The sequence below is a fragment of the Loigolactobacillus iwatensis genome (assembly GCF_003950295.1).
GTDB classification, from domain to species: Bacteria; Bacillota; Bacilli; order Lactobacillales; family Lactobacillaceae; genus Loigolactobacillus; species Loigolactobacillus iwatensis.
The window spans coordinates 60,338-82,815 of sequence record NZ_RHNP01000004.1 but is presented as its reverse complement, the minus strand read 5'-3'; the positions used below and the strand labels follow the sequence as shown (position 1 = coordinate 82,815).

At 40.1% G+C, this 22,478-nt stretch carries 21 protein-coding genes; 2 read left to right on the top strand and 19 right to left on the bottom strand.

What is annotated here, in order from left to right:
• Positions 1 to 120 precede the first annotated feature (120 nt).
• The 4 genes from EKM98_RS02160 to EKM98_RS02145 all read right to left on the bottom strand — a co-directional run bounded on the left by EKM98_RS02160 (position 121) and on the right by EKM98_RS02145 (position 2,879).
• Complete coding sequence (locus EKM98_RS02160) at positions 121 to 1,290, bottom strand: cysteine desulfurase family protein (protein WP_125980261.1); 1,170 nt, start codon at positions 1,288 to 1,290, stop codon at positions 121 to 123.
• A gap of 77 nt (positions 1,291 to 1,367) precedes the next feature.
• A complete protein-coding gene (locus EKM98_RS02155; protein WP_125980259.1) occupies positions 1,368 to 2,066 on the bottom strand; it encodes a 5'-methylthioadenosine/adenosylhomocysteine nucleosidase in 699 nt (232 codons plus the stop codon).
• 28 nt (positions 2,067 to 2,094) lie between these two features.
• Entirely contained in the window at positions 2,095 to 2,313 is a 219-nt protein-coding gene (locus tag EKM98_RS02150; protein ID WP_125980258.1) for a hypothetical protein, read from the bottom strand.
• Between the two features lie 14 nt (positions 2,314 to 2,327).
• Positions 2,328 to 2,879: an NUDIX hydrolase gene (locus EKM98_RS02145; RefSeq protein WP_125980256.1), complete on the bottom strand. Its 552-nt coding sequence runs from the start codon at positions 2,877 to 2,879 to the stop codon at positions 2,328 to 2,330.
• A 181-nt stretch (positions 2,880 to 3,060) separates the two neighbouring features.
• Between EKM98_RS02145 and EKM98_RS02140 the strand changes: the two genes are divergently transcribed.
• Together EKM98_RS02140 and EKM98_RS02135 are read left to right on the top strand one after the other, a co-directional pair.
• Entirely contained in the window at positions 3,061 to 3,753 is a 693-nt protein-coding gene (locus EKM98_RS02140; RefSeq protein WP_125980254.1) for a 5-bromo-4-chloroindolyl phosphate hydrolysis family protein, read from the top strand.
• A complete protein-coding gene (locus EKM98_RS02135) occupies positions 3,746 to 4,936 on the top strand; it encodes a toxic anion resistance protein (protein ID WP_125980253.1) in 1,191 nt (396 codons plus the stop codon). The genes EKM98_RS02140 and EKM98_RS02135 overlap by 8 nt, the downstream gene beginning before the upstream one ends.
• Before the next feature lie 513 nt (positions 4,937 to 5,449).
• Here the strand turns inward: EKM98_RS02135 and dapF are convergent.
• From dapF to ftsL, 15 genes are all read right to left on the bottom strand, one after another.
• A complete protein-coding gene (gene dapF / locus EKM98_RS02130) occupies positions 5,450 to 6,430 on the bottom strand; it encodes a diaminopimelate epimerase (RefSeq protein ID WP_125980251.1) in 981 nt (326 codons plus the stop codon).
• A gap of 127 nt (positions 6,431 to 6,557) precedes the next feature.
• Positions 6,558 to 9,350 (bottom strand): isoleucine--tRNA ligase, encoded by a 2,793-nt coding sequence (gene ileS / locus EKM98_RS02125; RefSeq protein WP_125980250.1) that lies wholly within the window; start codon positions 9,348 to 9,350, stop codon positions 6,558 to 6,560.
• 290 nt (positions 9,351 to 9,640) lie between these two features.
• Positions 9,641 to 10,396, bottom strand: a complete 756-nt coding sequence (locus tag EKM98_RS02120) for a DivIVA domain-containing protein (RefSeq protein WP_125980248.1) — start codon at positions 10,394 to 10,396, stop codon at positions 9,641 to 9,643.
• Positions 10,397 to 10,414: 18 nt separating this feature from the next.
• Positions 10,415 to 11,197: a YlmH family RNA-binding protein gene (locus EKM98_RS02115; protein ID WP_125980246.1), complete on the bottom strand. Its 783-nt coding sequence runs from the start codon at positions 11,195 to 11,197 to the stop codon at positions 10,415 to 10,417.
• Between the two features lie 18 nt (positions 11,198 to 11,215).
• Positions 11,216 to 11,503: a YggT family protein gene (locus tag EKM98_RS02110; RefSeq protein WP_100071314.1), complete on the bottom strand. Its 288-nt coding sequence runs from the start codon at positions 11,501 to 11,503 to the stop codon at positions 11,216 to 11,218.
• Between the two features lie 35 nt (positions 11,504 to 11,538).
• A complete protein-coding gene (locus tag EKM98_RS02105; protein WP_068280373.1) occupies positions 11,539 to 11,991 on the bottom strand; it encodes a cell division protein SepF in 453 nt (150 codons plus the stop codon).
• A gap of 34 nt (positions 11,992 to 12,025) precedes the next feature.
• Complete coding sequence (locus tag EKM98_RS02100) at positions 12,026 to 12,700, bottom strand: YggS family pyridoxal phosphate-dependent enzyme (protein WP_125980245.1); 675 nt, start codon at positions 12,698 to 12,700, stop codon at positions 12,026 to 12,028.
• Positions 12,701 to 12,768: 68 nt separating this feature from the next.
• Positions 12,769 to 14,067, bottom strand: coding sequence for a cell division protein FtsZ (gene ftsZ / locus EKM98_RS02095; protein ID WP_125980243.1), 1,299 nt, complete (start codon positions 14,065 to 14,067; stop codon positions 12,769 to 12,771).
• Between the two features lie 32 nt (positions 14,068 to 14,099).
• The gene (gene ftsA, locus EKM98_RS02090; protein ID WP_125980241.1) at positions 14,100 to 15,398 is read right to left on the bottom strand and encodes a cell division protein FtsA; all 1,299 of its coding nucleotides are present in this window, start codon (positions 15,396 to 15,398) and stop codon (positions 14,100 to 14,102) included.
• Between the two features lie 132 nt (positions 15,399 to 15,530).
• Complete coding sequence (locus tag EKM98_RS02085) at positions 15,531 to 16,385, bottom strand: cell division protein FtsQ/DivIB (RefSeq protein WP_125980239.1); 855 nt, start codon at positions 16,383 to 16,385, stop codon at positions 15,531 to 15,533.
• A gap of 13 nt (positions 16,386 to 16,398) precedes the next feature.
• Positions 16,399 to 17,484: an undecaprenyldiphospho-muramoylpentapeptide beta-N-acetylglucosaminyltransferase gene (gene murG / locus EKM98_RS02080; protein WP_125980238.1), complete on the bottom strand. Its 1,086-nt coding sequence runs from the start codon at positions 17,482 to 17,484 to the stop codon at positions 16,399 to 16,401.
• Position 17,485: 1 nt separating this feature from the next.
• On the bottom strand, positions 17,486 to 18,865 hold the full coding sequence (gene murD, locus EKM98_RS02075; RefSeq protein ID WP_125980236.1) for a UDP-N-acetylmuramoyl-L-alanine--D-glutamate ligase: 1,380 nt from the start codon (positions 18,863 to 18,865) through the stop codon (positions 17,486 to 17,488).
• 27 nt (positions 18,866 to 18,892) lie between these two features.
• Positions 18,893 to 19,858, bottom strand: coding sequence for a phospho-N-acetylmuramoyl-pentapeptide-transferase (gene mraY / locus EKM98_RS02070; protein ID WP_125980234.1), 966 nt, complete (start codon positions 19,856 to 19,858; stop codon positions 18,893 to 18,895).
• 23 nt (positions 19,859 to 19,881) lie between these two features.
• The gene (locus EKM98_RS02065; RefSeq protein WP_125980232.1) at positions 19,882 to 22,053 is read right to left on the bottom strand and encodes a penicillin-binding protein; all 2,172 of its coding nucleotides are present in this window, start codon (positions 22,051 to 22,053) and stop codon (positions 19,882 to 19,884) included.
• A complete protein-coding gene (ftsL, locus tag EKM98_RS02060) occupies positions 22,054 to 22,452 on the bottom strand; it encodes a cell division protein FtsL (RefSeq protein ID WP_125980230.1) in 399 nt (132 codons plus the stop codon).
• Positions 22,453 to 22,478 lie beyond the last annotated feature (26 nt).

Genomic DNA, 22,478 nt, shown 5'->3' with positions numbered 1-22,478 from the left:
AATCTAATTTACAGATAATGGCAAATTATCCGCGTGTGAAAATTTGTACCAACAAACATAACACTTACTAGGCTCTCCAAAGTTCTTTTTTGCGTCCTAAGAATAAAATGATCCTTACCGCTAATTTGTTGCTACCTTTGGTTCTTGCTTTACCCGCGCAATAATTTTAACTAAGGTTGTAACAAATGCATCAATTTCTGCAGCTGTATTGTCCTTACCAAAGCTAATTCGAATCGATTCTTCAACCCGCGGACTCGCTTTACCATACATCGCCGTTAAAACATGGGATGGTTCAAGGCTGCCGGCAGTACAAGCTGAGCCACCAGAAATGGCAAAACCTGCAAGATCCAGGTTCATTTGTAAAACGTAAGTTGAAACGCCCTTAATCCATAAATTTAAAACGTGTTGTAAATTTGTTGGCTCCAGGCCACCATTGACAGCAAATGCTACTTGGTTCTGCTTTAGCCCGGTAATAATCTGTTGTTTAAAGCCAGCATAGCGCTTCTGGCGTTTTTGTTTTTCAGTTGTTGTATCTAACTGGACGGCCTTCGCAAAGCCTGCAATGGCCGGAATATTTTCAGTACCGGCCCGGCGTTTATCTTCTTGATCGCCACCCTTAATAAAACTAGGGAAATTAACGCCCTCCCGCCGGTACAAGAAACCTAATAACTTCGGCCCATTAAGCTTATGAGCCGAAACTGAAAGTAAGTCAATGTGATCACGTTGAACGTCAATATCTAATAGTCCATAGGCCTGAACTGCATCTGTATGGAACCAAGCCTGATGATCTTTTAAGATTTCACCAATTTCGTGAATTGGCATATGACTACCAACCTCATTATTTCCGGTCATAATTGTCACTAAAATGGTATCTGGACGTAAGGCCTGCTTAAAATCGGTTAAAGAAATCTGGCCGGCCTCATCAACGGGTAAATAAGTCACTTCAAAACCTTGTGTTTCCAAAAACTGCAGTGGCTTTAAAATTGCCTCATGTTCAATTGCCGTCGTAATAATGTGTTTGCCTAGATTCTGCCGTTTAAAAGCAGTTTGCATCACGGCCGTATTATCGCTTTCAGTACCCCCGCTCGTTAACATAATTTCGTTTTCGTTAGCATTGATACTTTTGGCAAAAATTTGTCGACTATCATCCAAAACCTTTCGCGCGGCGCGGCCAAAGTAATGAATGTTAGAAGCATTACCAAAATTCTGCTGCATTTGCTCCGTCATTACCTGGATAACCTCAGGCGCCATTGGTGTTGTCGCGGCATTATCTAAATAAACGTGTTTCATTTTAATTTCAATCTCCTTTTCAAAAGTAAGCAGATTAAAGTTTAGCATACTTTCGGTAACAAGCAAGAAACCAGCCCTTAAACACCGGCGACCTGATCAATTAAAGCTAGTACCATCTGGGCAGACTGCTTACCAGCATCAATAATAAAATCATCAAAATTAACGCCAGCATTTTCATCACCAACGTCACTCATCGCTCGAATGACAACAAATGGGACCTTAAACTGAGTTGCCACTTGAGCAATTGCTGCACCTTCCATTTCACCTGCTAGTGCATCAGGAAAATTAGCCAGAATTTTATCCGTTGCTGCCTTACCGGCAATAAATTGATCTCCCGAAACAATCAAACCAACGTGCGTCGTTAAAGCCACTTGTTTGGCCGCTGCTACCACGCGCTGAACCCATGCTTTGTCCGCAGTAAACCGAGCTGCTTGTTGGGGTAATTGTCCAATCGCATAACCAAAGGCCGTAGCATCGACATCATGGTAAGCCAATTCACTGGAGATAACGACGTCCCCAATCTTAAGCCCACTGCCAATTCCACCGGCAGAACCAGTATTAATAACAACATCTGGCGTGTAGTGGTCCAACAATAAACCAGTGGTCATACCTGCTTGAACTTTACCAATTCCTGAACGAACAAGAATAACTGTTTGGTCGGCAATAATACCATTATAAAAGTCAACCCCGGCAATCGTACGGTGTGTTAAATTGCTCATTTTGCTTTGTAATAGCTTAACTTCTTCCTCCATAGCGCCAATAATTCCAATCTTCATTACAAAAACTCCTTCTAACTAATTATATTTAAACAAAAAATAAGACTAAATAAGTGAGAATGATCAAGATTAAGACAATAATAATTGCCCAGTTTAAGCGATGTTTTAAACGTCCAACTCGTTGATCACCTTCTGGTTGCCGTTTACTTCTACTTTTAGGGGCCGCGCTCTGTTCTGGTTGCTCAACTGGTTTAGTTTGTTGTCTACGGTATGCTTCACGACTTTGTGGTTGCTTATTATCCGCCATAAATTCGCTTCCTTCTATTTATTATTTGTTACCGCGAGTTCCCACTGCTGTAACGCGATAACCGTTTTCGCATCACAAATCTTTCCTTCTTGTTGTTTGACTTTGGCCTCTTGCAACGTCAATGGGTGTAGCTGTAAAAATTCATCCTGATCTTGTGGTAATTGCTTTTCTACCGGCCAAATATTATCTGCTCGGTAAAGCCATAATTGTTCATCCGCAAAACCTGGTGAGGAAAAGAATTGGCAAACCAGCGTTAATTGATCGGAAGTAAAACCAGTTTCTTCATTTAATTCGCGCCAAGCAGCATCTTCAGGCGTTGCATCACGCTGATCTAATTTACCTGCCGGAATTTCATACGTGACTTGTCGTAATGGTTCACGCCACTGTTCCACGAAAATCATTCGGCCATCATTAGTAACCGGCATAATCGCAGCCGCACCAGGGTGTCGAATAATCTCCCGAGTTGCCTTTTGTTGGTTAGGTAACTGTACTTCTTCGATTTCCAAATCAAGCATCACACCATGAAACAACTTTTTAGTTGTCAAAACTTTTTCTTCAAATTTCATTTAGCGACTCCCATTCAAGTTATTTATTTAATCATACTGACATTTCGGATGAATTTCAATTGACATTTATTTAGTCAATAGTTAGGATTACTTAAAATTCAACCTTTAGACTTAGCAACAGTAAATTCTGATGTGTTAAAATAAAGCTACAAAAGTGATCCATGAATGGAGTTGACCTACTATGAAGAATCAAAAGAAAAGCACCCGCTATTTCTGGTTACTAATTGATTTTTTTAGCCTAATTGGCAGTTATTTTTTATTAAATGAACTACTTAACTTTAAGAGTTGGATTAGTTTAATTGGTGCACTACTCATCACAGCAATCATTGTGTCACTGCAACCAAAACACCCTCGAAAAATAAGCTACAAAAGTGTTCCTAGTGATCAATTGATGGCACATTACAAAAAAACCGGAATGTCAGAACGGGATATCGACTTCTTCCGGGGAACAATGGCAGACGCCAAAGTGCAAATCGATCAGCTTGAAAAAAACATGCAACGTGTTCCAAAACTTAAAGCAATTGAACTACATGATGAGCCAGTTAAAGTTAGTCAGGCAACATTTAAGGCGTTAGTTGCTAAACCGGCAAAACTTCACTTGGCGGCCGACTTTCTTTATCGGCATTTACCAACTTTAGTCGATCTCACCACTAAATATATTCAAATTAGTCAACATGAAGTGAAAGACAAAGATACCTATGTCGTTTTGGATAAAAGTGCCGCTCTCATTACTGATTTAGCGCAACAATTAAAAAAAGACTACGCAGCGATTGTAGCCGACGACCTGGAAGATCTGGACGTCGATATGAGCCTAGCTAAGAAGACCTTAGAAAAAGCAAAGACCGCGGGAAAGGAATCCAACTTAGATGAGTGATATAGAAAAAAAGCCTACCAACAAGGTCGAGAAAACTGATCTCCTTGAGAATTTACTGCAGAACCCTTTAGAAACACCAACTAATGAAGTTAGTCAGGCACAACCTGAACAAGCCAATCAATTAGTTGATCGGCTACCTGAAGAACAACAACAAGAAGCCCAAAAGTTAGCCCAACAAATTAGTGTAGATGACGCGCAATCAATTATGAATTATGGCGCTCAGGCCCAAAAGAAGCTCGGCGAATTTTCACAGGGCATGCTGAGCAAAGTTCAAAGCCAAGATACTGGTGCAATTGGTGATGCACTGAGCGACCTGATGTACCGTCTAAATGAATCAAGCCCGGAAGAATTAAAATCTGGCGATAGCAACGTTTTTAAACGTATGTTTGGCCGCGTCAAAAAATCAATCTACGAAACACAGGCTAAATATCAAAAAATTGGTGCCCAGATTGATCAAATCGCCGTTAAACTAGATAAACAAAAAAACAATCTCACTAACGATAACCGCCTATTAGAACAGCTTTACACAAAAAATAAGGATTATTTTGACGCGCTAAATATTTATATTGCTGCTGGCGAGCTTAAATTAAACGAAACCAAAACCACCTTACTCCCTGCCGCAAATAAAAAGGCACAAACAAGTGGAAACCAAATGGACGTTCAGGCGGTCAATGATCTCACTCAATTTGATGAACGCTTGGATAAGCGAATTTACGACCTCAAGTTGGCCCGGGAAATTACGATTCAACAAGCACCACAAATTCGTTTAATTCAAAATACCAATCAAGTTTTGGCTGAAAAAATACAGTCTTCAATTAATACAGCTATTCCACTTTGGAAAAATCAGGTGGCAGTTGCACTCACCTTACTCCGGCAACGTGATGCGGTGACGGCTCAGCGGCAGGTTTCAGAAACAACCAACGATCTACTTAAAAAGAATAGCGAAATGCTGAAAGTTTCTTCAATCGAAACAGCTAAGGAAAATGAACGTGGCGTCGTTGACATTGAAACCTTACAAAAGACACAAAATGACCTTGTTGAAACCTTACAAGAAACACTTAAAATTCAGCAAGAAGGCCGTGAAAAACGACAAAACGCCGAATTAGAATTATCTACCATGGAGAACAATTTACGTGATCAACTCCTCGCGTTAACCAATCAACATCAAAATCCTGATGCCTGACTAAGCGCAAGAAGTGAGTGGGACAAAAGTCGATTTGGGTTTACTGCGTATCCAGACTTTTGGCACACGCTCTAGCATAATGTTCGACAACAATAAGAGACTAGGACTTTTGTCTAGGCCTCTTATTTTTTGTCGCGCTTTATTAAATTAGATTACATTTTTTGAGACTACTCGCTGCTGTTTAAACAACCAGTAACCCATCAACGTCGCCATTAAACAAATAATTAATGTTATCAGGAAACTAACATGCATCCCGTAAATAACAATCAAATAAATTGAAACAGTTGGATTTTGACTAAATAAAACTACCGTAGCCTTTGCGATTTTTAATCTTCTTTTAATCAGCTAAAGTAAATATTTGGATAAATCCCTACTCTGTTTTCTGAAAGCACCTTATTCCTTTAATCGGCTAAAAATCAATTACGTGTTTAATTTCACGTAAAAAGTAGCTAATGACAAGGGCTCACTTTGTCATTAACTACCTTTTATGTGGAACTTAAATAACTAAATCACTTATAAACTGGCAACAAAATTTCGATAGGCCGTTTGCTCATCCGTTTTTTGTAACTCAACGTCCGCAAAATTAGCCGCTAATAAATCAGCTAAGGAAAGTGTCACCACCCCGGTAAAGGTTGCATTACCAATAAGTTCCATCCAATAATTTTGCTCCGCTGATCGGTCATGGACCAAAGTTTTAACGACACCACCTGGATTGCGAACTGTAATTGGACTTTCAAAATCAGCACCTTGTTCCAATACAGTAATTAAACTAGCCGCCGACATTCCCGTTCCACAGGCATTGGTAAACCCTACTCCGCGTTCGTAGGTTCGTACAAAAATACGATTTTGCCCCAATACTTCAACAAAACTAACGTTCACTCCATCTGGAAAATAAGGATTGGCCCCATCGTTTAAATAACTGGCAATTCTGCCTAATTCTGGTCCAAGTAAAGTAGTGTGATCAACAAAACTGATTAAATGAGGATTAGGCACCGCAACTGCAGTAAAATAAAGCTGCTGGGAAAGGGCCGGTATTTTTTTATGGTGTAATTCAGAAAGATCTGCCACATGCATCTTTAAATCGGTTGCAGCAAAACTAACTGGTGAAATCTCTGCCTGATAAGTCGCAATTCCTGGGGCTAAGCTAGGTGCGTGCTTAACTTTTAAATCAGCGTACATCGTTTCAATTTTAAAAGTTTCTTGTTGTTGCTTTTCCCCTAAATAACGAGCAACTGTCCGAATACCGTTACCGCACATTGACGCCTCGCTACCGTCCGCGTTAATAACGCGCATCTTTCCAGCCACACCAGGATGCTCAGATTGCGTAACTGATAGAACACCATCAGCACCACCAACTAAACCTTCTGAGCGCTTAGCAACATTTTGGGTCACTTGTTTTAATTCATTTTCAGTTAGTTGCCGATCAAGTTGTGTTTGGTCAAGAATAAAAAAGTCATTTTCTGAGCCGTGTACTTTGGTTAGAGTTACGTTCATTTTTCTGCCACCCATCGTTAAATTTAAATTATAGTTTAGCACAATTTCTCTGAGAAAACTATTAACAAAGCCTACAAAAAATCGTAATAGCCCTAAGACCATTACGATTCTTAATAGTATTATTTTGTTAATCGTCAAACCCTTCACTAACTGCTTCAGGATAATGAGTTTCAACAATTTTAGCACAACGACCACAGAAACGAGGTAATTTGGCGTCAACCCCAATATCTGTTCGTGTCATTCGACAACGTGGGCAGACCTCACCTGGCGCGTGCGCCACAACGACAGCTACATCATCAAAGACTGCAGCATCAGTTGGTGCAGTTGATTTGTCACCCTTAATCTCTAGACCAGAAACGATCAAGATCTGCATAATATTAGCGTCCAATTCATTTAACAACGCCTTGACTGGTTCTGTTGGGTATAAGGTAACCTGGGCCTCTAGGGACTTACCAATCACCTTAGCATCCCGGGCCTCTTCTAATGCCTTTAAAACGTCCGATCGAACCGTCATAAAGCTTTCCCAACGGTCTAATAACTCGGTCTCATTCGGAAAATGATCAACTTCGGGCATTTCTGCTAGCTGCACGTACTCATCATTTTCTTTTAGGTATGACCAGACCTCTTCAGTTGTATGCGGCAAAATTGGTGTTAATAATTTAGCGAGTACAACTAAAACCTGATACATTACAGTTTGCATTGAACGCCGTTTAGGATCATCTTCAGCCTCAATATAGATAACATCCTTTGCAAAATCCAAGTAAAAGGCTGATAAATCAGCAATAATAAAACCACTGACAACCTTATAAACAGTTGCAAAGTCATAGTTATTGTACGCCTTCAAAACGGTTGCTTTTAATTGATTCAGGCGAACCAAGAGGTACTTATCAACGGATTGTAGGTCCTTGTAAGCAACTTCATTTGCTTTTGGATCGTAATCAGTCGTATTAGCTAACATAAAACGTAACGTATTACGAATCTTACGGTAACTATCCGAAACCTGCTTAAAACCATCCATTGAAACCCGCACATCAGCAGAAGTATCAACGGTTGATACCCACAAACGGATAATTTCAGCACCCATTTGTTTAATGACTTTTTCTGGTGAAATAACGTTACCAAGTGATTTGCTCATCTTTTTACCATTTTTATCCATGGTAAAGCCTTGCGAAATAACTTGTTTATACGGTGCGTGTCCAGAAACGGCCACACTTGTAATTAAACTAGAATTAAACCATCCACGATACTGATCGGAGCCCTCTAAGTAAAGATCAGCAGGATAAGTTAAATAGTCACGCTCGGCTAAAACGCCTTGATGGGATGAGCCTGAATCAAACCAGACATCCATAATATCAGTTTCCTTGGTAAACTGACCATTAGGTGAATGTTCATTGCTAAATCCTTCTGGTAATAGATCTTTAGCTTCACGGTCAAACCAAATGTTGGACCCATATTTAGCAAATAAATCAGCGACGTGGTTAGTTGTTTCTGGCGTAATAATTGCCGTTCCGTCTTCGGCATAGAAAATTGGTAACGGCACGCCCCAAACACGCTGCCGGGAAATAACCCAGTCGCCACGATCGCGAATCATGTTATAAAGTCGTGTTTCACCCCAACCGGGCAGGAACCTAACCTCTTTAATTGCGGCCAAGATTTGATCCCGGAAAGCATCTACGGAAGCAAACCACTGTGGTGTTGAACGGAAAATAACTGGTTTTTTAGTCCGCCAATCCATTGGGTAACTATGCAAATAAGGCTCTTGTTTTAAAAGCAAACCGGCATCACTAACCTTTTTAAGTGCTAATTTGTTGGCCTCTTCGTAAAATAAGCCTTCGAAACCAGGTGCTTCAGCAGTTAGCTTACCTTGAGCATCAACTGGCGACAAGATATCAAGTCCGTAACGCTTACCAGTATTGTAGTCATCATCCCCTAATCCAGGTGCAGTATGAACTAAACCGGTACCAGAATCTAAAGTGACGTAATCACCTAACATAACCAGTAATTCACGATCATAAAATGGATGGCGGGCAGTCATCCGTTCCATATCCTTACCCTTAATGGTTTTAACCGTTTGAACGTCTTCCCAGCCAGCTTTTTCAGCAACTGTTGCCACTAACTCTGTGGCAACAACAAATTGGCGTGTTTCGCCAGCGGGTTGAACAACTGAATAATCATAGTCAGCAGCAACAACAACACCTTCACTGGCTGGAATGGTCCATGGCGTGGTTGTCCAAACGACAAAATAAGTATTGTTATCCAAAAGTCCCTTACCGTCAATAATTTGTTCAGCAAAGTAGGCCGAAGGTGATTCAATATCCTTATACTCTAACTCCGCCTCAGCCAAAGCAGACTCAGATGATGGTGACCAGTGAATTGGTTTGTTGCCACGATAAATATAGCCTTTTTTAGCCATTTCGCCGAAAACACGTACCTCTTGCGCTTCAAATTCTGGCGCTAGTGTTACGTAAGGATTATCCCACTCACCTGAAACGCCTAACCTTTTAAAGTCAGTCTTTTGTTTTTCAACCTGTTCTAACGCATATTTTCGACATAATTCACGAAATTCGGTCGTTGACATTTTTTTACGATCATAACCTTGCTTCGTTAATTGCTGTTCAATTGGGAGACCATGTGTATCCCAACCAGGTACGTAGGGCGCACGGTAACCTGACATTGATTTAAAACGCACAATAATATCCTTACTAATTTTGTTTAGCGCATGCCCAATATGAATATTACCATTTGCGTATGGTGGCCCATCATGTAAAATAAAGGTTGGTTTACCTTCATTTAACTCCTGTCGTTTTTCATATAGTTTATTGTCTTCCCAAGCCTTTTGCCATTGTGCTTCACGAACTGGTAAATTACCTCGCATTGGAAACTTTGTTTTTCCTAAATTTAAAGTATCTTTAACTCGCATCTATCCAGCACTTCCTTTTTTATTATTTACAAACTCAATTAAGCCATAAAAATGAGTACAAAAAAAGACCTCGTTCCTATTGGGACGAAGTCGTCGTGGTACCACCCAGTTTCGAGAAACAGTGTTCTCCTCAACTTATGATAACGGTCATAAAACCGACGCCTCTTACTGGATATTCAGAGGTGCTGAAATTGAGATGATCTGTTTATTAATAGTGCACTGCTAGCCTTTCACCTACCACTAACTCGCTTTTGTGTTGTTAATAAACTTGCTGTTCTCAATAAAAAATATTATTTATCTGTATTCTTTTGCTTAGTTGCCTCAGCTACGGTTGTATTTAAAGCTGGTGCACCGTCTTTAGCGACTGGTCGCTTTTCATCATTAGGAAAAATAATCATTGTTTCTCCAGAATCTTGTTGTTTAACCGCAGACGCTGGTACATCACTAGTAACTGCTTTTTGTGAATGATTTGAGTTTACGCTACTAGCCTGTTTTTTGTCAAGCGCAGGTTGTTGTGCATTTACGCGTGTGTTACGTACTGGCATATCATCATGTGCCAATAACTCGTCCCAATCCTTACTCTTAACGATCTCCAACTGGGATTCCAGCATAACTTGTAGCCGTTGTCGGAATACACGAGTTTGTTTCTTAAGATCTTCAGTTTCTGCCGTAATCTGCTTAGCTTTTTGTGAGGCATCGGCCAAAATCCGGTTAGATTTTTCTGTCGATTCATTAAGTAGATTTTGCGAATTTTTTTGCGCTTCTTGATTAATAATGTCGGCTTCTTTTTGCGCATTCGTTTTAACTTTATCCGCTGCTTCTTGTGCAACAATAATTGATTGATTCAAGGCATCTTTTAACTGATTGAAGTAAGTAACCTTCTCTTCACTAGCCTTTAAAGCAGTTTCAAGATCGTCCTTTTGCTTCAACGCTGCCTCATAATCTTTAATAATTTGATCAAGAAAATCATTAACTTGATCTTGATCGTAGCCGCGCATTTTAACATTGAATTCTTTATTATGAATATCTAACGGGGTTAATGCCATAAAAATACCTCCAAAAAACTATTTTCTTAAAATGCCAAGTTGTAAACGGTATTTCTCCTTTTTAGTTTTACCTTCAATCTCGCGCAGTTGAATTCGTCCAAATCCGCGCACGGAAATAATATCTAGTAAACCAAGTTCAAAATCAGGCCGTTCAAAGGCTTGCCAATTCAGTTTTATTTTACCATTTTCCACTAATTCTTTCGAACGCTGTCGCGAAATATTATAAACTGACGAAATTAAAGCATCAATTCGTAAAGAACTAGTTGTTACTTGTTCAATTTGCCAAGCATCCTTAGGAATCAATAATTCCGTATAATCCTCGGTTTCTAGATGAACAGTTACGCGCCCAATCTTAGTAATCTGAAGAGTCACGTAATCAACCATACTCTTTTCAACAAAAAACTGCCACCGATTACCATCCGTCATAATATCACCGAAAACATCACGACTGATACCGGCATTAACTAAGGTTCCTAATATCTTAGCGTGAGAGAGCTGTGTGAATTTTTGTGGATAACGAATTTCAAATAATTGAATTTCAAAATCATCACTTACGGGTTCAAAATAATCCGGAAAAATTAACACTCGCTTTCGCTCAGCATCAGTGTAGCCACCCCCAAATTGGTAACGTAAATCACTTTTGGCACTAATTAGCGACTCAACAATAAATTGTTGCCGCGGGTCTAAAAAATTTGATAAATAGGGCCGGTATTGATCTTCAACGTCTTGCACCCAACTAGCAACCTGGTCAATGAATGGTGCCTCTTCTTTACGAAAATGCTGATAGACCACGCTATCCATCTTTTTCAACCCCTTCTCTTACGTGAAAAGCCGCATCAAAACAACAGCCAAAAAATATAACCCACGTTGGACCAACCAAAGTACGATGAACGCGGCCCAAGGTGCAAAGCTAATCCCACCAATTGACGGAATAATACGGTAAAAAATATTTAAAAAGGGCTCACATATTCGCCCCATTAGTTGACCCAACCGTGATTGATAAGCGCCTGGAAACCAAGACATTAAAACATAAATCATTAAAAGTATCATGTACAGGTAAATTGCCCGATCCAAGATATAATAAAGTCCGCTAATGAAAGCTACCAATTCTGTTCCTCCTTTAATTTAGCCTGAGGAGCATACTAACTTAAACCATCTTGGCGTAACACATCGGACAGATTGCCATCAACTTCAAAATTAGCTGGCGTACAAAGAAAAATTTCTTCACCAACTCGCTCGATTTCACCGTTAATTGCAAATACAGTTCCATTCAAGAAATCAACAATCCGTTTTGCTTGTGCTTGATCAATTCGTTTAAAATTAAGTACGACTGCTCGATTGCTCATTAAATGTGTTGCAACTTCCTTAACATCCGAATAAATTCGGGGTTCAAAAATAACTATTTTACTTGCCTTAGCCGGTCCAGCAGTGATTGGAACGACCTTTTGCTTATTAGTTGTTCGTAAATTTGGTGTTTGGGGTTGAAGTGCCTGATTAGTTTTTGTACTAACAGTCGTTTTGGGTGCTGGTGCAATATAATCATCTGCATCATCCGTCATTCCAAAAAACTTACTTAAATTAAATTTACTAGCCATCACGGTTCCTCCCCAATTTTAGTTAATAGTGAGCTTAGGCATCAAATAAAGCCGTCCCAACACGGACAAAAGTTGCACCCTCAAGAATTGCAATCTGATAATCATGGCTCATCCCCATACTTAACTCACGACAAGGTGCAGTTGGTAATTCTAAAGCTTGTACCTCATCCCGTTTTAACTTAAGTTGATGAAAAAGCCGATGTAACTGCTCATCATTTGCATCTCTAGGGGCCATTGTCATTAAGCCGACAACTAGAACCTTGTCATCTGGCTTGACTTCCTGCACTAATGGTACAACGTTAGCCAACGAAACACCAGATTTACTCTCTTCCCCGGATACATTGACCTCAATAAAACATTTTACGGGCTGGTTTGCTCGCTTCTGAATTTCTGTTGCCAATTCTACTCGGTCAAGGGAATGCAAATAATCAATCTGGTTAATGACTTTTTTAACCTTACGTTTTTGTAATGAACCAATGAAGTGCCATTTTAAATCGTGGTTTTCTTTAAAGGCCAATTGCTTTTCAGCCAAACCTTCCGGCCGATTTTCAGCAAGATTAGTTACTCCAGCAGCGACTACCTGCTGGGCCTCACCAACCGAATGATATTTTGTTACACCAATTAAAGTGACTTGATCTTGCCGGTTGGCCGTCACCATTGCCTGATCAATCGATTTTTTAACTACAGCAATATTTTTGCCAATTGTCATGAAACTCATCCCTTATTTAATGAGAGCAAACCTGAATCTGGTTAAGCCTTAAATAATCCGGATTTTATCTAATTACGACGCCGTTTGAAGAATGGTGGTGTATCTAAGCCATTACCATCATCCTTAGAATTGTCTTGATCGTCATTTGCTGTATCCGTCCGCCGGAAAACATCAAAATCTGGTTTTTGTGCATCATTTAGACTGTCATCATTATTAGTTGACTGCCGCCGTGTCGGTTCCTGACGAATATCCCAGTTACCAAACGGATCATCACTTTTACTTGATGTTTGACGACTTCGAGTTGTTTGGGTCTTATTATGTTCTGGTGGGGTCTGTTTATCAGTTGAATTATTCGTTGACCGTAAAGCCTGTTCAGACCGCTGTTCTCCACGACGGTTACCTTGAATTTTATTCGTATCAATCCCAGTTGCAATGACAGTAACTACGACCTCATCACCAAGATTTTCATTAATTGAAGTCCCAAAAATGATATTGACGTCACTTGTTGAAGCCTGTGAAACAATATCGGAAGCATCCTGCGCCTCAAATAATGATAAATCTGGGCCACCGGTAATATTTAATAATACTTGTTCTGCGCCATCAATTGAAACTTCCAATAATGGTGATGAAATAGCTTTTTTAGTTGCTTCGGCCGTACGATTTTCACCAGTAGCAGAACCAATTCCCATCAACGCAGATCCTTGATTTTGCATAACTGTTTTAACATCAGCAAAATCCAAGTTAACGTAGCCAGGCGATGTGATTAAATCAGAAATACCTTGAACACCCTGACGCAGTACATTATCTGCTTCATGGAAGGCTTCCAACATAGGTGTCTTTTTATCAACAATTTCTAGTAACCGATTATTAGAAATAATGACTAACGTATCAACATGCTGCTTCATTTCAGCAATGCCCTCGGCAGCATTTTTGGCCCGCTTTGGTCCTTCAAAACTAAATGGCCGGGTTACAACACCAACTGTTAAAGCACCTAAATCCTTAGCCGTTTTGGCAATAATTGGTGCCGCGCCCGTTCCGGTACCACCACCCATGCCAGCAGTAACAAAAATCATATCTGCACCTTTTAAAGCCTCTGCTAATGATTCTTCACTTTCTTCGGCAGCCTTTTGGCCGATTTCAGGTGTTGAGCCTGCGCCAAGTCCCCGCGTTAACTTCGGTCCTAATTGAATTTTTGTTTCTGCATCGGCACTATCCAACGCCTGAACATCAGTATTAGCCGTAATGAATTCAACGCCCTTGACATCCTCTGAGATCATCCGGTTGACAGCATTGCCACCGGCACCACCAACACCAATGACTTTAATTATGGCGCCTGTATTTTGATTTGAATCTAAAGAAAATTCCATAAATTGTTCCTCCTATAAGGTTCTGCTGTCATCTACTCAAAGAAATTGCTTAAAAACTTACGAATACCGGAAAAACTTTCCTTCTTTTCCGTCGTTTGTTTTTCAGTTGTTGCTTCCACAACCGGCTCTTCCTGTTTTTTCACTGTTGCTTTGGGTACTGTCTTTAGATTACCACCTAAAGCACTTTGTGCAAGCAAATCAATTTCACCGAGGTTTGCCGTATAACTAATCAGACTTAAAGCCTGTGCGAAAGAAGGATGGCGTAACCCCATCTCATCAGGAATATAGAGTTTAACGTTATGCTTAAAAATATCGCTAGCCAATTCAGCGATGCCTGGTAACGCCGTAACACCGCCAGTCATAACAATACCCCCAGGCAAATCAAACGCGCCAATCTTTTCTAGCGCCTTATTCATTCGCTCAAAAACCTGAGTCAAACGAGCCTCAACAATTTCTGCCAAATATTTTTCACTTATCGTAACTGGTGCATCCTGACCAACAACTTCAACCGGAAATGATTCTGCTTCAGAAGCCTGCAATGAATCTGCATAACCATAATCCCGTTTGATTTTTTCGGCACTATCAAAGGAAGTATTTAAAACGACCGAAATATCTTTGGTAATGTAGTCGCCGCCTTCTTGATCAACATAAGTATATTTTAACTTGTGATCATGAATAACAGCGGCTGTACTTTGACCGCCACCAAGATCAACTAAGACCGTTCCAAAATCTTGTTCACCATCACTAAGTGCCAACCGGCCCAAACTCAGTGGGTTAACAACTAACTGTACCAGCGTTAAACCAGCTCGTTCGATACATTTACGCATATTATGTATAACGGTCTTTGGTGCCGTTAATAACATACCATGCATTTCTAACCGCACGCCTAGCATTCCCCGTGGATCCTTAATTCCATCAAAACCGTCAACCACAAATTCATCTGGTAAAACAGTCAGAATCTCACGTTCAGGTGGTAGGTTACGAACTAATGCAGCAGCTGCTACATTTTTAACGTCACTATCGTTAATCTCTTTTGATTCATCTGCCACTGCAATCATGCCTTGACAGGGTTCAATCTCCAATAAATTAGCTGGAATACCAGCCGTTACTTCATGAATATCAATATTTGCTTTTTGTTCGGCTTGCTTTACAGCTTTTTGAATGGCGGTTACGGCCTTATCGATGTCTACTACAACACCTCGACTCAAGCCTTCGGAGCGTTCACTCCCCACACCAATAACATTCATTTGCCCTTTAATATACTCTGCGACAATGACCTTTATTGAGGTGGTTCCAATGTCAAGCCCAACATATATGCCAGTGTTTCCCATAAGTTGTGGAACCTCCTTGAAATTAGTTACTTTCAAATTTATTTAATTTATACTATATAGTTAAACATTAACACATTTAAACCGCTTTTTAAAAGTCCTATTTCGCGTTAGCATGCGTGTTAAAACGTTTCTTTATTTAAACGGGTAAGAATATGCACCGACCTCTAAATTAACAACACCCTTTTTCTTCATTTGCTTTGCAATTGAAGGATAATAGCGCATTTTTTTACTGAAACTTTCTAAGGTCGCATAAACCTGATTACCATCGTTCATGTATAAATGAATTCGTTTTGGATTTAACTTAGTTGGGGCAAAATGAATTTCGGAAATTCCATTTTGAACATCACTTGGCAATTGATTATATTGCTGAACCATTTTTTGTAAAGTTTGCTGACGTTTAAAATTACTATAGACGGAGTAATTACCAGCAATCTGATGGCCACTTCCTGAACTTGTTACACGACCATTCGCCAAGATGGGGTAATACCGATTGTTCTTCAATAAAATCCCAACTGTTTTGTATTCTGTAACGTGCAGCGTCACGCTGTGAAGACCAGATATTGACAAACTGAATTGCTTTATTTTTGGTTCTGCCTGCTTGGCCCGTTGACTAATTTTAGTTTGGTGGAGCATGGTGCTAATAACGAGATCACTTGCTTTGATGCCACTTGCATCAATAACACTTTGCGTTGAAAGTGTTGTTTTACCATTATTAGCAACTTGGACATTGCCAACTTTACTTATCGGTGATACAAAATAGCCCGCAACCAATATGATAATAACAAAAGTCACAAGTAATATTACTAAACGATTAACTAGATGATGGTGCCGCAGCTCTTTCAATCGTGGTAGTTTACTTTCAATTGTATTTGTTTTCTTAGATTGCTGTTTCTGCTTTTTTTGGTAGGTTTCCCAGGGCGTTAATGCAGACGCTGGATCATCTGGTATCTTTTTTTGCTTATTTTTTTTCAGCCATTTTTTCCTCATCTGCATCACATCCTTAAATTAAATCTTGCATAACTTTAATAAAACGATCGGCCGCATCTGGTACACCAATCGCCTTAGCGTTTTGGCCCATTTCTTGACGTTTGGTTTCATTTTGCATTAAGTCATCACTAACCGTTACTAATGTTTCTCCCGTTAATTGTTCTTCCGTCACCAGGCGTGCGGCATTTTTATCAACTAGACTTTGAGCATTTTTTGTCTGGTGATCATTTGTCACATAAGGACTTGGAACTAAAATTGAAGGAATACCAAGTGCCGTAATTTCGGCAAGTGAAGTTGCTCCTGCCCGACCAAGTATCACTGCCACATCAGGCAAAATAGTTGGCATATCATCAATGTAAGGAACAATTGCAATATTGGAATTGACCTGTTGATCCTTCAAGCTTGCCTGAATTTTAGCAAAATGTACTTGTCCAGAAACAAATAGCACTTGATATTTTTTTTCATTCAACTGTGGTAAGGCATTTAAAAACGCCTGGTTGATTCGGGCGGCACCGCGACTACCACCAAAAATAAGTAGCGTTGGTGCTTGTTGCAGGCCAAAATCTTTCAAACGATCATTGGGCTTAATACCAGCAACTTGTTGCCCCCGCGGATTACCCGTCAATACAATCTTGGTAGCCGGAAATTGATCAGCAACTGCCTGAAATGAAATGGATACTTTATCAACAAAGTGACCTAAAAAGCGATTAGTAATACCAGCAACACTATTTTGCTCATTAATAACCGTCGGAATATGTAACCGCGCCGCCGCATACAAGACAGCACTTGACACGTAACCACCAGTCCCAACAACCACATCGGGCTTAAACTGGCGAATAAGCTTTTTTGCCGTCCGAACACTCTTTAAAAATAAAGTAATTGTTTTTATATTATCTAGTGACAAAGAACGTTTAAAACCTTGTAATTCAATTGCTGTAAAGGGGATTCCTTTTTGAGGTACAATTTTACTTTCTAAGCCCTTTTTTGTACCAACGTATAATAATTCATCAATTAAATGACGTTCTTTCATTCGCTCAATGACGGCCAGGGCAGGATAGATGTGGCCACCTGTACCACCACCAGAGAAAATAACTCGCATCTTAGTGTCCTCCATTTTCTTTAATTAATTTAGTCACACCGTCTATAAATAGTTGTCCGCGTACCTCAAAGTTAGGGTATTGGTCCCAACTAGCATTAGCTGGAGAAAGCAACACGATGTCACCAGGTTGACTCTGCGCATAAGCAACTGGCAGTGCAGTTTCAACATCGTGAACTAATTTAATATTTGTAATTCCCGCTTGCTCACCGGCCGCTTTTAGTAATTCCGCTGTTTCACCAAAAAGAACCATTGCTTTAACGTGCTTTTTAAGTTCAGGAACTAATCGATCAAAGCTAAAGCCACGGTCAAGTCCACCAGCCAACAACACAACGGGCTGCTTAAAACCATTTAAGGCCATCTGGGTAGCCTCAATATCAGTTGCTTTAGAATCGTTATAGAAACGACGGCCCTGCCATTCAGTCAAAAATTGTAAACGATGCTTAACACCACTAAAGGTTCGTAAAACTTCAGCAATTGCCTCGTTACTTTGGCCCCTCAACTTAGCAACGGCCAAGGAAGCTAGGGCATTTTCAACATTGTGCTCACCAGGGACCTTAATTTCACTGGCCTTTAAGATTGCCTCGCCGCGAAAATAAAGTACCCCGTTCTTTTCATAAGCACCATCTTCACTAAGATCCTGACGTGAAAATGGAACTACTTGTGCCTTTGTTTGTTTGCTTAATTCCCGCCACTCTGAATTATCCCAATTGACAACAAAGAAGTCTTCACTTGTTTGGTTCATTACAATCCGCATTTTTGCTTTAACGTAGTTCGCACGGCTACCGTGATAATCAATGTGGGCAGTATAAATATTAGTCAAAACAGCAATCTGCGGCCGTAATTTAGTAATTCCCATGAGCATAAAGCTTGAAAGCTCGGTCACCATCACATCATCTGGCGTCACTTTTTGCGCAACCGCACTTGCTGGAACACCAATATTGCCGGCAACATAGGCCTGTCCTTTTTGGCGGCCGTAATTTAACATCAATGAAATCATTGTTGTTGTTGTTGTTTTACCATTTGTCCCGGTAACACCAATTAATGGCGCTTCAGATACTTCATAGGCAAGTTCAGGTTCAGTAATAATTGGAATTCCTTTTTTAATAGCACCAGCAACTAACGGGTTGGTGTACGGAATACCAGGATTTTTTACCATCAATACGAAGTCTTCATCTAGTAAGGCTAATGGATGACTGCCCGTGATAACCCGAATTCCTTCTGCTAACAGGGATTGGGCATCAGGATTGTCATCAAACTTCTTTTTATCATTAACGGTGACTAACGCGCCTAGTTTGGCTAACAAGCGTGCTGCATTAACCCCACTTTTGGCCAATCCTAAGACAAGGACTTTTTTGTTTTGATAGTCCGTTACACGTTTCAAAATTAAGACTCCCTTTTTACATTTTAATTATAAGAACAAACTTAAGTACAGAATTGAACAAACGAGACTAAAAGCCCAGAACGTTAAAACAACACGCCATTCTGACCAACCTAACATTTCAAAATGATGATGAATTGGCGTCATTTTAAAGACACGCTTACCCGTTAAGTGAAAGACTGAGACTTGAATCATGACGCTAGCCGTTTCAATCACAAAAATCAGGCCAATAAGTAATAAGGACAATTCGCGGTGTAACAGGATTGATACAGCAGCAAGCGCGCCACCTAATGCAAGCGAGCCAACATCCCCCATAAATATTTTGGCCGGTTTATGATTAAACCAGAAAAACGCAATTAAACCGCCTAAAATTGTTAAACAGAAAATAAGAATATCGGTTCGGCCCTCATGCTGTGCGATAATTGCGTAGGTTGCAAAGGCAATCGCCGCTGTCCCTGCCACTAAGCCATCTAGACCATCAGTTAAATTAACCGCGTTAGAAAATCCGACTAACCAAAATAGGACGAAGAGTAAATATAAGACCCCTAAGTGTAATGATCCAAGTCCAAGAACGTTTATCGATAGTGGAAAGCCTTCGTGAACATAGACAATCAGAAAAATAACGCCGCCAATAATCTGTCCCAACAATTTTTGCCAAGCGCGCAACCCTAAATTACGCTTTTCAAAAAGCTTAATTGAATCGTCCATAAAACCCAGACTGCCATATAAAACAAGAATAAACAAGGTAATCCAACTGCTCAAGGTCATTTGATGCTGCCATAAACTAACCCAAATTGTTGAGATAACACTTGCAATTAAGAAAACAAGGCCACCCATAGTTGGTGTCCCTGATTTCTTTTCGTGCCAAGAGGGGCCCTCTTCCCGAATAACTTGACCCTCTTTTTTCATTCTAAAATAGCCAATAAATAACGGCATTACAATGAAAGTTAACGCAAAACTACTGACAACTGGTATTAACATCTTTGTAAATTGCATACGTTTTAAAACTCCCTAATTTATCATGGTTGTAGTGTAACTGTAATTTCCTTAGTCGAATCTAGTAGACTTTTTGCAGCTAGATCTTGTTTGGTAACGTAGCCTGTTCCACTGATTTTTACCGATTTACCCGTAATTTCCGCAAATTTTAGAACATCGCTTTTAGACCAACCAGTCATGTCTGGCATCGTCATGGCACCATTAGTCATGACAAAAACATGTTGATTGCTCAAAACCTTTTCACCAGCTTGTGGTAATTGTTGCACAACTGTATTTCCAGTCCCAATCTGAACAAGTTTTAACTGGGCCTTGGTCAAAGCAGATACACTAGTACTTACGGTTTCACCGCTAACCTTCGGCATGGTTGCCTGGTCCGTTTTAGTTGTCTTGCCTTGATTATATTCCAGTGCTCGCTTCATCATTGGATTAAAAATTTCCGACAAGATTTTTTCAGGCGACTCTGTCATATTTTGCGGCTGTTTCATCGTAATGTAAAGTACATATTGCGGATTCTTTGCCGGTGCCATTCCAACAACAGAAAAGATGTAGTTATTATCTCCCGTTAGGTAACCCCCACCGTTACCAGCGCTAATCTGGGCGGTCCCAGTTTTTGCTGCAATTCGGTAACCAGGTATTTTATAAACTGCACCAGTCCCATAATTTTTATAAACAACATCCTGCATATCTTGTAAAACTTGCTTCGTGGTACTCTTTTTAACTGGATGGCCCACCGTCACTGGCTTATACTTTGTCGTTTTACCAGTTGCCGGATTAACAACCTTATCGATTATCTGTGGCTTCATCTCTTTACCATTATTAGCAATTGCTGAATAGCCTTGCATCATTTGCATCGCTGTTACATTAATTCCTTGACCAAATGACGTGATTGCTTGATCAGAAGCGCTCTTAAACTGAATGCTCCCTGAAGATTCACCTGACAAACCAGAATTGGTTGATTGTAAGAATTTGAATTTTTTGATGTACTCCAACCACTCTTTTTCTCCAAGAATTTGTTCTAGATGGACAAAACCAACGTTACTTGAACGTGGAAATGCTTGGGAATAAGGAATTGAGCCCCAACCAGTTGTGTTCCAATCATGTATGGTACTTCCACCAACTTGCACTTGACCAGAAGTATAGTACGAATTAGGTGGGTACTTACCAGCATCAATAATCGATGCCAACGTAAAGACCTTCATAACTGAACCAGGTTCGTAAGCATCTTCAGTAAGTGTATCCCGCCAAAAACTTCCGAGACTAGCGCCAGTTTGCGGATTAAACGTTGGTCGTTGGGAAGCGGCCAGAATCTGACCAGTTTTGGGATTCATTAAAATGGCGTTAAACCCTTTAGCATCATATTTAGTTTGGGCCTTAGTCAATAGTGTTTCCAAATATGATTGCAAGCGCGAATCGATCGTTAAATAAACATCACTACCATTTTTGGCGGCCTTTTGTTTAACCTTAGTATTGGGTAGCTGGTAACCGTAAGAATCTTTCTTAACTTGCTTAACCCCATTCGTACCACTAAGAATTTTATTATAACTTTTTTCGATTCCCATTACACCCGTTAACGCAGTTGTACTGGATCCTGCTTTAGTGGTCGTACTTTGCTGTGCCAATCCAATTTGGTGCGACGCAAAGGTACCATTAGGGTATAAGCGTGCCGGTGTTTCGGTAAAATAGACACCCCGCAAGTTATGATTTTCAATTTCTTGCTTAATAGCCAAGGATAACCCCTGACCCGCGGTCCCAAACTCCACTTGGAACGTTTTTTTATTTTGTGGATTCAAAGTTTTTAAAATATCTTTTTTACTCATGGGCAAGTACTGGCTTAAAACAGTTGCTACTTTATTCTTATTGGTTACATACAACTTCTTATCATTTGACCCCGTATACCGGTGATCAATAACAGCATAAATGGAATAAGAGGTTGAATCCTCCGCAATCGGGTTACCCATGGCATCAAAAATAGTCCCGCGATTTGCCTTGAGGACACTGTCATCTTGGTAAAGCGCCTCAGCCTTTTTGGTCAAATTTTGATCATCAATTTTGCCGTTTGCTACGATATAAGAAAAACGAAAGATAAATAAAAGGAAGATGCCTACCACGGCGAAAAGAAACGCACCACCAATGATTTGGCGGTTACGGCGTGGATTCCTTTTATTTATCAATCGTTTATTTTTGGAAGACTTCATCTATTTAACATTCCTTATATTTGCTTCATTTAAGGACAAACCATCACGTGCAGCAACATCATTTAAATGATTAGACTGCATTAACTCATTAATTTCTTGCTTATAATTTGTATTTTGTAATTGGAGTGCCGTAACCGACTGACCAATATCTTGCAAGTGCTGTTGTGCTGTAGACACTGCAATTTTACTAGAAACAATCATTGTACAAAGCGATACCAAGACGATGCCTAACGTAACCATCAAAGTCCGCTCAAAAGCGGAAATGGCGACGTGACTCGCTGGCGTGGCAACTGGCTGTACCTGTGGTGTTTCTTGTATATGTATATCTGGTTGGGTCACACTTGGGGCTACCGGGTCCGCTAATGAAGAGAAATCTCTTGCTGCACTTTCATCTGCCATACTCATCCACATCCTTGATTCAAATT

What these genes read in the sequence shown, in the direction of transcription:
- EKM98_RS02160 (WP_125980261.1), bottom strand. Translation starts at nt 1,290, where the DNA reads ATGAAACACGTTTATTTAGATAATGCCGCGACAACACCAATGGCGCCT.
- EKM98_RS02155 (WP_125980259.1), bottom strand. Translation starts at nt 2,066, where the DNA reads ATGAAGATTGGAATTATTGGCGCTATGGAGGAAGAAGTTAAGCTATTA.
- EKM98_RS02150 (WP_125980258.1), bottom strand. Translation starts at nt 2,313, where the DNA reads ATGGCGGATAATAAGCAACCACAAAGTCGTGAAGCATACCGTAGACAA.
- EKM98_RS02145 (WP_125980256.1), bottom strand. Translation starts at nt 2,879, where the DNA reads ATGAAATTTGAAGAAAAAGTTTTGACAACTAAAAAGTTGTTTCATGGT.
- EKM98_RS02140 (WP_125980254.1), top strand. Translation starts at nt 3,061, where the DNA reads ATGAAGAATCAAAAGAAAAGCACCCGCTATTTCTGGTTACTAATTGAT.
- EKM98_RS02135 (WP_125980253.1), top strand. Translation starts at nt 3,746, where the DNA reads ATGAGTGATATAGAAAAAAAGCCTACCAACAAGGTCGAGAAAACTGAT.
- dapF (WP_125980251.1), bottom strand. Translation starts at nt 6,430, where the DNA reads ATGAACGTAACTCTAACCAAAGTACACGGCTCAGAAAATGACTTTTTT.
- ileS (WP_125980250.1), bottom strand. Translation starts at nt 9,350, where the DNA reads ATGCGAGTTAAAGATACTTTAAATTTAGGAAAAACAAAGTTTCCAATG.
- EKM98_RS02120 (WP_125980248.1), bottom strand. Translation starts at nt 10,396, where the DNA reads ATGGCATTAACCCCGTTAGATATTCATAATAAAGAATTCAATGTTAAA.
- EKM98_RS02115 (WP_125980246.1), bottom strand. Translation starts at nt 11,197, where the DNA reads ATGGATAGCGTGGTCTATCAGCATTTTCGTAAAGAAGAGGCACCATTC.
- EKM98_RS02105 (WP_068280373.1), bottom strand. Translation starts at nt 11,991, where the DNA reads ATGGCTAGTAAATTTAATTTAAGTAAGTTTTTTGGAATGACGGATGAT.
- EKM98_RS02100 (WP_125980245.1), bottom strand. Translation starts at nt 12,700, where the DNA reads ATGACAATTGGCAAAAATATTGCTGTAGTTAAAAAATCGATTGATCAG.
- ftsZ (WP_125980243.1), bottom strand. Translation starts at nt 14,067, where the DNA reads ATGGAATTTTCTTTAGATTCAAATCAAAATACAGGCGCCATAATTAAA.
- ftsA (WP_125980241.1), bottom strand. Translation starts at nt 15,398, where the DNA reads ATGGGAAACACTGGCATATATGTTGGGCTTGACATTGGAACCACCTCA.
- EKM98_RS02085 (WP_125980239.1), bottom strand. Translation starts at nt 16,385, where the DNA reads ATGAGGAAAAAATGGCTGAAAAAAAATAAGCAAAAAAAGATACCAGAT.
- murG (WP_125980238.1), bottom strand. Translation starts at nt 17,484, where the DNA reads ATGCGAGTTATTTTCTCTGGTGGTGGTACAGGTGGCCACATCTATCCT.
- mraY (WP_125980234.1), bottom strand. Translation starts at nt 19,858, where the DNA reads ATGCAATTTACAAAGATGTTAATACCAGTTGTCAGTAGTTTTGCGTTA.
- EKM98_RS02065 (WP_125980232.1), bottom strand. Translation starts at nt 22,053, where the DNA reads ATGAAGTCTTCCAAAAATAAACGATTGATAAATAAAAGGAATCCACGC.
- ftsL (WP_125980230.1), bottom strand. Translation starts at nt 22,452, where the DNA reads ATGGCAGATGAAAGTGCAGCAAGAGATTTCTCTTCATTAGCGGACCCG.